Source organism: Variovorax sp. F042 (genome assembly GCF_057814215.1).
In genome coordinates this window covers 895,950-906,450 of record NZ_JBVASX010000001.1, presented here as the reverse complement: position 1 = coordinate 906,450, position 10,501 = coordinate 895,950, and the positions used below count along the sequence as shown (strand labels likewise).

Sequence of the window (10,501 nt, the reverse complement as noted above, 5' to 3'; positions counted from 1 at the left end):
GGCTTGCTGAAGGGTTTTGTCCGCGGGCCGGATCCTGAGCAATTCCTGAAGGCATTTGATGCCCGATTTGTTGCGGTTTGATGCGCGCTACGATTCGCGCCATGCCCGCCGCTCCCACCGCACCGCCCACATTGCCCCTCGATGCCGAAGGGATCCTCGCGCTGGCCGCGCGCTCGATGTTTCATTTGTTTTCAAGCATCAGCCAGGGCATGTTCCTGGTGGACAGCAGCGGGCGCATCGTGTGGGTGAATGAAGGCTACCGGCGCTTCCTGCCGGCGCTGGGCTTTTCTTCCATCGACCAGTTCATGGGGCACATGGTGGAAGACGTGATTCCCAACACGCAGATGCGGCGCGTGCTCGAGACCGGCGAGCCGATATTGATCGACCTGCTCACCAACAAGGCCGGCACCTTCGTGGTCAGCCGCATTCCGCTGCGCGAAGAGCGCGAGGGTGGCGAAGGGGGAATGGGTGAGGTGATCGGTGCCATCGGCATCGTGCTGTTCGACCAGCCCGAGACCACGCTGCAGCCGCTCATCAGCAAGTTCGCGCTGCTGCAGCGCGACCTCGACGATGCGCGGCGCGAGCTTGCGAGCCAGCGCAACAACCCGCTGTACCAGCACGCGCCCGACGGCCAGCGCCGTTCCAAGTACACCTTTGCGAGCTTCATCGGCAGCAGCCCGGCGGCGGTGGAAGTGAAGCGGCACGCGCGCCGTGCGGCGCAGTCGGCCAGTCCGGTGCTGCTGCTGGGCGAAACCGGCACTGGCAAGGAATTGCTGGCGCATGCGATTCATGCCTCGTCCGCGCGCGCGAAGGGGCAGTTTGTCAGCGTCAACATCGCGGCCGTGCCCGACACGCTGCTCGAAGCCGAGTTCTTCGGCTTCGCGCCCGGCGCCTTCACCGGCGCTGACCGCAAAGGCCGCGAAGGCAAGTTCAAGCTGGCCGACGGCGGCAGCCTTTTCCTCGACGAGATCGGCGACATGCCGCTCGGCCTGCAGGCCAAGCTGCTGCGCGCGCTGCAGGAAGGCGAGATCGAGCCGCTGGGCTCCAACAAGCTCGTGCCCTTCGATGCGCGCGTGATCGCCGCCACCTCGCGCGACCTGCCCGAGCTGGTGCGGCGCGGGCAGTTCCGCGAAGACCTCTACTACCGCCTCAATGTGCTGCCGCTGCGCGTGCCGCCATTGCGCGAGCGGCGCGCGGATATTCCCGCGCTGGTCGAAGCGCTGGGCGAAGACATGGCGCTGCGCAGCGGCGAGGCACCGCCCGAACTCACGCCCGACGCGCTCGCTCTGCTCGCGGGCCAGCACTGGCGCGGCAACATCCGGGAGCTGCGCAACGTGCTGGAGCAGGTGACCATGCGCAGTGACTCGCAGCGCATCGACGCCGTGCAGCTCGAACGCATCCTGCGCGAAGCGGGGCTCGACCAGATTGCGCCGCCTGACGCCATGCAGCTGTCGGGCGACGAAGAGGGAGCGCTGCTGCGGCCGCTGGCCCAACAGATTGCGGAGCTGGAGCACAAGGCCATTGCCGCCGCGCTCGCGAGCACGGGCGGCAACAAGCTCGCCACCTCGCGGCTGCTCGGCATTTCGCGCGCGACGCTGTACGAGCGCATGACGAATCCGCTCCGCTGAAGAGGAAGCGCCCGGGCCCGCGGGCCGGCCGCGTTCAGCAACAAAGCTGCAACACGGTGAAATTTGTGCGCAAAGCGGCTTGCGGAAGCTGCGGGTTTTAACCTGCAAGAAACCCCGCATGAAAACCTTCGGCGCCCACCCCGAATCGCAACACCACGGCCACAGCCTGGCAGAAGACCTTCCGCGCATGGAGGCGCAACTCCTGGAGCGTCGCCGAGCTTTGCTTTGGCTTTCTTCCTCGGCGCTGCTGGCCAGTTGCGGCGGAGGTGGCGGCAGCGATTCGAGCGGCGCCAGTGCGCTGACCGCTGCCGCCGTAAGCGCTGCGGCGACGTCGGGTACCACGGCAGCCAGCACGAGTACGACCTCCAGCACGTCGACCAGCACCACTACGAGCACCAGCAGCAGTGCCTGCCCCGCGTTGCCCGCTGAGACCTCCGGCCCCTATCCCGCGGACGGCACCAACACCGCCTCCGGCTCGACCTCCGACGTGCTCACCGCCAGTGGCATCGTGCGAAGCGACATCCGCAGCAGCTTCATCAGTTCGAGCACCGTGGCGCAGGGCGTGGCCCTGACGATCACGCTGACGCTGCAGAACACCAACGCCAGCTGCGCCGGGCTGGCGGGCTATGCGATCTACCTGTGGCACTGCGACCGCAGCGGCAACTATTCGTTGTACACGGCCTCGGCCGAAAGCTACCTGCGCGGCGTGCAGGTCACCGACAGCGCGGGGCAGGTGAGCTTCACGACCATCTTCCCGGCCTGCTACTCGGGCCGTTGGCCGCACATGCATTTCGAGGTGTTCACCAGCCTGTCGGCCGCTACCACCGGCAAGAACTCCGTGCTCACCTCGCAGCTGGCCATGCCCAGCGACGTCTGCAACGCGATCTACCCGAACGTCACCGGCTACAGCGCGAGCGTGGCCAACCTGGCGGCGGTGTCGCTGTCCACCGACAACGTCTTCGGCGACAACACGGCCGCGCAGATTGCGGCGATGACGCCCACGATGTCGGGCAGCGCCAGCGCTGGCTACACCGCGCGTGCCGACATCGGCCTCGCGGTGTAGGCGATCCGGGTGGTCCGAGAATGGGGGCATCGCATCACCCCCATTTCGTATCACCCATGAGCGTGCAAGCACTCAGATCGTCTTTCGGATCCAACTGTCACTGGTGCGGCCTGCCGATGAATTTCGAAGAGCCGCGCGACAAGCCCGATTCGGCGACCATCGAGCATCTTTTCGACGCGACCCTGGGCGGCGTTCGAAAGCCGAAGTACCGGCGGCTCGCGCATGCCATCTGCAACCACACGCGCAACGAATTCAGGCTGCAGGCGCAGCGCCAGTTCGAGCAGTGGATCGCGCAGCGCCAAACCTCTGGCAAACCCTGACTGTAAAAAATACACTTGTCTGAAATTCAGGCAATACAAGTGTTTTGAATTCAGGCGAAAGGCACATCTTCCGAGTGAAGAAGCCTTTGTTATCAACGAGTTGGCGCGTGGCACGAACTGTGCAATATTCAGTCACCAATATCAGGAGACATGAATATGAATCGTCGCCACCTCGTCGCGCTGGCTGCACTCGCCACGTGTGCCGCTGCCGCCCCCGCATGGGCCCAATCCAACGAAATCCGCATTGCCCACATCTACAGCAAGACGGGTGCGCTGGAGGCCTACGGCAAGCAGACCCAGACCGGTTTCATGATGGGCCTGGACTACGCCACCGGCGGCACGATGACGGTCAACGGCAAGAAGATCGTGGTCATCGAGAAGGACGACCAGGGCAAGCCCGACCTCGGCAAGTCGCTGCTGGCGGCGGCCTATTCCGACGACAAGGCCGCGCTGGCCGTGGGCCCGACTGCGTCGGGCGTGGCGCTGGCGATGCTGCCCGTGGCCGAGGAATACAAGAAGATCCTGCTGGTCGAGCCCGCGGTGGCCGACTCGATCACCGGCGACAAGTGGAACAAGTACATCTTCCGCACCGGCCGCAATTCGAGCCAGGACGCGATCTCCAACGCTGTGGCCGTCGACAAGGCCGGCGTTACCGTCGCCACGCTGGCGCAGGACAACGCCTTCGGCCGCGACGGCGTGAAGGCCTTCGGCGCCGCGCTCAAGAAAGCCAAGCTGGTCCATGAGGAGTACCTGCCGCCCACCACCACCGACTTCACGGCCGGCGCGCAGCGCCTGATCGACAAGCTGAAGGACCAGCCGGGCCGCAAGATCATCTGGATCGTGTGGGCCGGCGCGGGCAACCCGTTCAAGATCGTCGATCTCGACCTGAAGCGCTACGGCATCGAGATCGCCACCGGCGGCAACATCCTGCCGGCCATGGCGGCCTACAAGTCGCTGCCGGGCATGGAAGGCGCGGCGTACTACTACTTCGGCATTCCGAAGAACCCGGTGAACGAGGCCATGGTGTCGGCGCACTACAAGCAGTTCAAGACGCCGCCGGACTTCTTCACGGCCGGCGGCTTCTCGGCCGCGATGGCGGTGGTGACGGCGCTGAAGAAGACCAACGGCGACACCAACACCAACAAGCTCATCAGCACCATGGAAGGCATGAGCTTCGACACGCCCAAGGGCAAGATGACCTTCCGCAAGGAAGACCACCAGGCGATGCAGTCGATGTACCACTTCAAGATCAAGGTCGACCCGGCGTTCGCCTGGGGCGTGCCGGAGCTGGTGCACGAGATCAAGCCTGAGGAAATGGACATCCCGATCAAGAACAAGCGCTGAACACGACAGCGCCGATCACCCCCTGACCCGCGCGGCGCTCAAGGAAGCGCTGCTCCCCTTTCGCCCCGGATGGCCGCCGGGCGAAGCGCCAGCCTGCGTCCGCGCAGCCTGTCGCGACCTACGGCCGATTCGTCAGTCTGCAAGCAAGCGTTCGATACCCACAACACAAGGAGACAGCGATGCCAGCGATGAAATGGAACTGGAAGGGACTTGCCGCGGCTGCGGCAATGGCGGTGGCGGCGCATGCCGCGACGGCGGCGGTGCCGCTGCCGGCGCTCGGCGCCAACCCGGCGGAGGTGAGCGTGTCGGGCCTGTCGGCCGGCGGCTTCATGGCAGTGCAACTGCACGTGGCGTACTCGGCCACATTCAAGCGCGGCGCCGGCGTGGTGGCGGGCGGGCCGTATTACTGCGCTGAGGGCTCGGTGGTCAACGCCACCGGGCGCTGCATGACGCACAGCACCAGCATCCCGGTGTCGACGCTCGTGAGCACCACCAACAGCTGGGCGGCCAGCGGGGCGGTCGACCCGGTGTCGAACATGAGCGGCTCCAAGGTCTACCTGTTCTCGGGTACGTCCGACAACACCGTCAAGCAGGCGGTAATGGACGACCTGAAGACCTACTACCAGAGCTTCGTGCCCGCGGCCAACACGGTCTACAAGAACAACATCGGTGCGGGCCACGCGATGGTCACCGACGACTACGGCAGCGCCTGCAGCACCACTGCGGCGCCCTACATCAACAACTGCGGCTTCGACCTGGCGGGCGAGATCCTCACGCAGCTCTACGGGCCGCTGAACCCGCGCAACAACGGCACGCTGGGCGGCACCTTCACCGAGTTCAACCAGTCGGAGTTCGTCACCGGCCACGGCATGGCCACCACCGGCTGGATCTACGTGCCGCAGGCCTGTACCACCGCGTCGTGTCGTGTGCACCTGGTGCTGCACGGCTGCAAGCAGAACTACACCGACGTGAGCGACCAGTACGTGCGCAAGACCGGCTACAACCGTTGGGCCGACACCAACAACATCGTGCTGATCTACCCGCAGACCAGCACGGCAGCCACCAACAGCTGCTGGGACTGGTGGGGCTACGACAGTGCCAACTACGCGAAGAAGTCGGGCCCGCAGATGGCGGCGATGAAGGCCATGATCGACCGCGTCACCGGTTCGGCGGGCGGTGGCGGCCTGCCCGCGCCCACCGGCGTGGGCACATCGGGCGCGACCAGCAGCAGCATGGTGATCGGCTGGGCCGGCGTGACGGGTGCCAGCGGCTACAACGTGTACCGCGGCGGCAGCAAGGTCAACGCCGCGCCCGTCGCCGCCACCAGCTACACCGACACTGGCCTGGCCGCGTCCACCACCTACAGCTGGACCGTGGCCGCGCTGGACGCCAGCAACGTGGAGGGCGCCATGTCGACCGCAGCCACGGGCGCGACCACCGCGGGCTCTGGCGGCGGCGGAACGTGCTACACCGCGAGCAACTATTCGCACACCGTCGCCGGGCGTGCCTATGCACTGTGGGGCCTGACCTATGCCTACGGCTCGGGACAGTCGATGGGCCTGTGGAACATCTACGTCACGACCACGCTGAAGCAGACGGGCCCCAACTACTACGTGATCGGCACCTGTTGAGGCAGGCCGCTCTTCATTTCTCTTTTCGATTCGCAATGACCAACAACGATGCTTGAGACCCGAGATCTGACCATCCGCTTCGGTGGGCACGTGGCCGTCAACAGTGTGAGCTGCGCTTTTGCGCCGGGCACGCTGACGGCCATCGTCGGCCCCAACGGCGCGGGCAAGACCACTTACTTCAACCTGATCTCGGGCCAGCTCAAGGCGAGCGCGGGCACGGTGTCGCTCGACGGGAAGTTGCTGTCGGGCCTGTCCCCGTCCGCGCGCACGCACGCGGGGCTGGGGCGGGCCTTCCAGCTCACCAACCTGTTCCCGAACCTCACGGTGCTGGAGAACGTGCGCCTCGCAGTGCAGGCCACGCGCGAGGGCGCGCACCGGCGCGGGCTCAACCTGTGGAGCATCTGGAGCGACCACAAGGCGCTGACTGAGCGCGCCGACCAGATCCTGGCCGACGTGGCGCTGAAATCGCGCGAGCACGCGACGGTGGCGAGCCTGCCGCACGGCGACCAGCGCAAGCTGGAAGTGGCGTTGCTGATGGCGCTGGAGCCCAAGGTCTTCATGTTCGACGAACCCACGGCTGGTATGAACGCGGCCGAGGCGCCCGTCATCCTCGACCTGATCCGCAAGCTCAAGCAGGACAAGAGCAAGACCATCCTGCTGGTCGAGCACAAGATGGACGTGGTGCGTGAACTTGCGGACCGCATCATCGTGCTGCACAACGGCACGCTGGTGGCCGACGGCGAACCAGCGGAGGTGATTGCCTCGCCGGTGGTGCAAGAGGCCTACCTGGGCGTCGCGAAGGAGGCCGCATGAGCACACAGAATCTTTTGACGCTCGAAGGCGTGCACACGCACATCGGGGCGTATCACATCCTGCATGGCGTAGACCTCGCCGTGCCCAAGGGCCAGCTCACGATGCTGCTGGGCCGCAACGGCGCGGGCAAGACGACCACGCTGCGAACCATCATGGGCCTGTGGCATGCGTCGCAGGGCAGGGTGCGCTTCGGCGACAAGGAAATCACCGCGCAGCACACGCCGCAGATCGCCGGCCTGGGCATTGCCTACGTGCCCGAGAACATGGGCATCTTCTCCGACCTCACGGTGAAGGAGAACATGCTGCTCGCCGCGCGCAGCGCGAAGAACGCAGCGCAGATCGACGACACGCGCCTGAAGTGGATCTTCAAGCTCTTCCCCGCGGTCGAGAAGTTCTGGAACCACCCGGCGGGCAAGCTCTCGGGTGGGCAGAAACAGATGCTGGCCGTGTCGCGCGCCATCGTGGAACCGCGCGAGCTGCTCATCATCGACGAGCCCAGCAAGGGCCTTGCGCCCGTGATGATCAACAACATGATCGACGCCTTCGCCGAGCTCAAGCGCAGCGGCGTGACCATCCTGCTGGTGGAGCAGAACATCAACTTCGCCCAACGCCTGGGCGACAACGTTGCGGTGATGGACAACGGCCGCGTGGTGCACAGCGGCTCCATGGCGGCGTTCTCGGCGGACGCGCAATTGCAGCAATCGCTGCTCGGACTGGCTTTATGAAGAAACTCGACTTCGACTGGAGGCCGCTGCTGCTGGCCCCGATTCTTGCGCTCGTCGCGCTGCCGCTCACCGGTTCGTTCTCGACCTGGCTCACGCTCACGGTCGCGGGGCTGGCGATGGGCATGATCATCTTCATCATCGCCTCGGGCCTCACGCTCGTATTCGGGCTGATGGACGTGCTGAACTTCGGCCACGGCGTGTTCATCGCGCTTGGCGCCTTCGTGGCGAGCAGCGTGCTCGGGCTGATGGGCGACTGGACCGGTTCGGGCGAGCTGTGGCGCAACCTCGTGGCGGTGTTCCCGGCCATGCTGGTCGCGATGGCAGTCGCCGGGGCGGTGGGCCTGGCCTTCGAGCGCTTCATCGTGCGGCCCGTGTACGGCCAACACCTGAAGCAGATCCTCATCACGATGGGCGGCATGATCATTGGCGAAGAGCTCATCAAGGTGATCTGGGGGCCGGCGCAGATTCCGCTGCCTTTGCCTGAGGCGCTGCGCGGCTCGCTGCTGATCGGCGATGCGGCCATCAGCAAGTACCGGCTGCTCGCGGTGGCTGTGGGCATGGTCGTGTTCGGTGTGCTGGCATGGACGCTGGGCCGCACCAAGATCGGCCTGCTCATTCGCGCCGGCGTGCAAGACCGCGAGATGGTCGAGTCGCTCGGCTATCGCATCGGCCGGCTGTTTGTCGGTGTGTTCGTGGTGGGCAGCGCACTGGCTGGCCTGGGAGGCGTGATGTGGGGGCTGTTCCAGCAGAACCTCGTGCCGCAGATGGGCGCGCAGGTCAACGTGCTGATCTTCATCGTCATCATCATCGGCGGGCTGGGCTCGACGGGCGGGGCGCTCATTGGCGCGCTGCTGGTGGGGCTGATGACCAACTACATCGGCTTCCTGCTGCCCACGCTCACGCAGTTCGCGAGCATCTTCCTGATGGTGGCTGTGCTGCTGTGGCGACCGCAAGGTGTGTACCCCGTGGCGAATCGTTGAGGAAGAAGACGACATGTTCCTGAAACGACTTCTCTCCAACGACATGCCGAAGAGCCGCTTGCTGGCCTTGCTGCTGCTGGCGCTGTTCATCGCACTGGCGTTCGCGCCGTTCATCTTCCCGGGCGTGAAGGCGCTGAGCGTCGCGGCCAAGATCCTGGTGTTCGTGGTGCTGGTGGCCAGCTTCGACCTGCTGCTGGGCTACACCGGCATCGTGAGCTTTGCGCACACCATGTTCTTCGGCATCGGGGCCTACGGCATCGCGATTTCGGCAACGCGGCTCGGGCCCAGCTGGGGCGCGGTGCTGGTGGGGCTGGGTGCATCGCTGGCGATTTCGCTGGTGCTCTCGTTCGCCATCGGCTTGTTCTCGCTGCGGGTGCGCGCGATTTTCTTCGCGATGATCACGCTGGCCGTGGCCTCGGCCTTTCAGACGCTGGCCTCGCAGCTGTCGGATTTCACCGGCGGCGAAGACGGCCTGACCTTCAAGCTGCCCGAGCTGATCTCGCCGAGTTTCGAGTTCTCGGAAGAGCCTTTCCTCGGCGTTTCGCTCGATGGCCGGCTGCTGTGCTACTACCTGCTGTTCGTGGCCGCGGTGGTGCTGGTGCTGGCGCTGCTGCGCATCGTGAACTCGCCCTTCGGCCGCGTGCTGCAGGCCATTCGCGAGAACGAGTTTCGCGCTGAAGCCATCGGCTATCGCGTGGTGGTGTACCGCACCACGGCCGCCGTGCTGTCGGCGCTGTTCGCCACGCTGGCCGGCGCGATGCTTGCGATCTGGCTGCGCTACAACGGGCCGGATACCTCGCTGAGCTTCGAGATCATGATCGACGTGCTGCTGATCGTGGTGATCGGCGGCATGGGCACCATCTACGGTGCGGCCATCGGCGCGGTGCTGTTCGTGGTGGCGCAGAGCTATCTGCAAGACCTGCTGCGCCTGGGCAGCGAGGCCGCGAGCGGGCTGCCGTGGCTGGCCGCGCTGCTGTCGCCCGATCGCTGGTTGTTGTGGCTGGGCGTGCTGTTCGTGCTGTCGGTCTACTACTTTCCGACCGGCATCGTGGGCAAGCTGCGGGCGAGGGCGGCGCGATGAGCGACAACAACATTCCGCTCTCCCGCTACACCCAGCTCGCGGGCCGCGAAGTCCATTGGCTCGAATGGGGCGCGCCCGAGGCGCCGGTGGTCATTGCCTGGCATGGCCTGGCGCGTACCTGCCGCGACATGGACGAGCTGGCGCAGCACTTCGCGTCACGCGGCTTCCGCGTGATCTGCCCCGACACCATCGGCCGCGGCCTGAGCCAGTGGAGCCCGCTGCCCGACGAGGAATACAAGCTCGCGTTCTACGCGCGCATCGCCAATGCGCTGTGCGACGAGCTGCGCCTGGGGCGCGTGCATTGGGTTGGTACTTCGATGGGCGGCGCCATCGGCACAGTCTGCGCGTCGGGCCTGTTCGAGCCGCGCATGAAGGCGCGCATCGCGAGCCTGGTGCTGAACGACAACGCGCCCGAACTGGCCCAACCCGCCATCGAGCGCATCCGCGCCTATGCGGGCCAGCCGCCCGCATTCGACACGGTGGCCGAACTGGAGGCTTTCTTCCGCACCGTCTACAAGCCCTACGGTTGGCTCAGCGACGCGCAGTGGCGCCGCCTGACCGAGAGCTCCACGCGCCGCCTGCCCGACGGCCGCGTCACGCCGCACTACGACCCGGCCATGGTTCGCCAGTTCAGCGCGCACGACAACGACTACCTGATCTGGCCGCACTACGACGCTATCGAAGCCCCGGTGCTGTGCCTGCGCGGCGCCGAGTCCGACCTGGTGCTGCCCGGCGTGATCGAGGAGATGGAGCGCCGGGGCCCCGGCGCGGCCGGCAGGCTGCAGGTCATCGAAGTGCCTGCCTGCGGTCACGCGCCCGCGCTGAACGTGCCCGGACAACTGGAGCCGATCGAAGGGTTTATTCGGGCGGTCGGTCGTTGAAGGAGCGGCGGCGTGACAATCGCCGCCGATTCCAA

At 66.0% G+C, this 10,501-nt stretch carries 10 protein-coding genes; all 10 read left to right on the top strand.

Annotation, left to right across the window (positions count from 1 at the left end; genetic code table 11):
- Positions 1–101: 101 nt before the first annotated feature.
- Entirely contained in the window at positions 102–1,628 is a 1,527-nt protein-coding gene (locus tag ACZYSP_RS04385) for a sigma-54 interaction domain-containing protein (protein WP_093075131.1), read from the top strand.
- A gap of 118 nt (positions 1,629–1,746) precedes the next feature.
- Complete coding sequence (locus tag ACZYSP_RS04380; protein WP_093073715.1) at positions 1,747–2,691, top strand: dioxygenase family protein; 945 nt, start codon at positions 1,747–1,749, stop codon at positions 2,689–2,691.
- Between the two features lie 116 nt (positions 2,692–2,807).
- On the top strand, positions 2,808–3,011 hold the full coding sequence (locus ACZYSP_RS04375; RefSeq protein WP_256216622.1) for a hypothetical protein: 204 nt from the start codon (positions 2,808–2,810) through the stop codon (positions 3,009–3,011).
- Positions 3,012–3,167: 156 nt separating this feature from the next.
- Entirely contained in the window at positions 3,168–4,355 is a 1,188-nt protein-coding gene (locus tag ACZYSP_RS04370; protein WP_093056432.1) for a substrate-binding domain-containing protein, read from the top strand.
- Between the two features lie 179 nt (positions 4,356–4,534).
- Entirely contained in the window at positions 4,535–5,986 is a 1,452-nt protein-coding gene (locus ACZYSP_RS04365) for an extracellular catalytic domain type 2 short-chain-length polyhydroxyalkanoate depolymerase (protein ID WP_307615215.1), read from the top strand.
- A 48-nt stretch (positions 5,987–6,034) separates the two neighbouring features.
- Positions 6,035–6,799, top strand: a complete 765-nt coding sequence (locus ACZYSP_RS04360) for an ABC transporter ATP-binding protein (protein ID WP_093056434.1) — start codon at positions 6,035–6,037, stop codon at positions 6,797–6,799.
- Complete coding sequence (locus tag ACZYSP_RS04355; RefSeq protein WP_093073721.1) at positions 6,796–7,524, top strand: ABC transporter ATP-binding protein; 729 nt, start codon at positions 6,796–6,798, stop codon at positions 7,522–7,524. The genes ACZYSP_RS04360 and ACZYSP_RS04355 overlap by 4 nt, the downstream gene beginning before the upstream one ends.
- The gene (locus ACZYSP_RS04350; RefSeq protein ID WP_093073723.1) at positions 7,521–8,504 is read left to right on the top strand and encodes a branched-chain amino acid ABC transporter permease; all 984 of its coding nucleotides are present in this window, start codon (positions 7,521–7,523) and stop codon (positions 8,502–8,504) included. The genes ACZYSP_RS04355 and ACZYSP_RS04350 overlap by 4 nt, the downstream gene beginning before the upstream one ends.
- A 13-nt stretch (positions 8,505–8,517) precedes the next feature.
- Complete coding sequence (locus ACZYSP_RS04345) at positions 8,518–9,585, top strand: branched-chain amino acid ABC transporter permease (RefSeq protein WP_093073725.1); 1,068 nt, start codon at positions 8,518–8,520, stop codon at positions 9,583–9,585.
- Positions 9,582–10,466 carry an alpha/beta fold hydrolase gene (locus tag ACZYSP_RS04340; RefSeq protein ID WP_093073727.1) on the top strand — a complete coding sequence of 295 codons (885 nt, stop codon included), beginning with the start codon at positions 9,582–9,584 and terminating at the stop codon, positions 10,464–10,466. The genes ACZYSP_RS04345 and ACZYSP_RS04340 overlap by 4 nt, the downstream gene beginning before the upstream one ends.
- Positions 10,467–10,501: the final 35 nt, after the last annotated feature.

Coding starts and splice junctions, on each gene's coding strand:
- ACZYSP_RS04375 (WP_256216622.1), top strand. CDS start 2,808: ATGAATTTCGAAGAGCCGCGCGACAAGCCCGATTCGGCGACCATCGAG.
- ACZYSP_RS04370 (WP_093056432.1), top strand. CDS start 3,168: ATGAATCGTCGCCACCTCGTCGCGCTGGCTGCACTCGCCACGTGTGCC.
- ACZYSP_RS04345 (WP_093073725.1), top strand. CDS start 8,518: ATGTTCCTGAAACGACTTCTCTCCAACGACATGCCGAAGAGCCGCTTG.
- ACZYSP_RS04350 (WP_093073723.1), top strand. CDS start 7,521: ATGAAGAAACTCGACTTCGACTGGAGGCCGCTGCTGCTGGCCCCGATT.
- ACZYSP_RS04355 (WP_093073721.1), top strand. CDS start 6,796: ATGAGCACACAGAATCTTTTGACGCTCGAAGGCGTGCACACGCACATC.
- ACZYSP_RS04380 (WP_093073715.1), top strand. CDS start 1,747: ATGAAAACCTTCGGCGCCCACCCCGAATCGCAACACCACGGCCACAGC.
- ACZYSP_RS04360 (WP_093056434.1), top strand. CDS start 6,035: ATGCTTGAGACCCGAGATCTGACCATCCGCTTCGGTGGGCACGTGGCC.
- ACZYSP_RS04340 (WP_093073727.1), top strand. CDS start 9,582: ATGAGCGACAACAACATTCCGCTCTCCCGCTACACCCAGCTCGCGGGC.
- ACZYSP_RS04365 (WP_307615215.1), top strand. CDS start 4,535: ATGCCAGCGATGAAATGGAACTGGAAGGGACTTGCCGCGGCTGCGGCA.
- ACZYSP_RS04385 (WP_093075131.1), top strand. CDS start 102: ATGCCCGCCGCTCCCACCGCACCGCCCACATTGCCCCTCGATGCCGAA.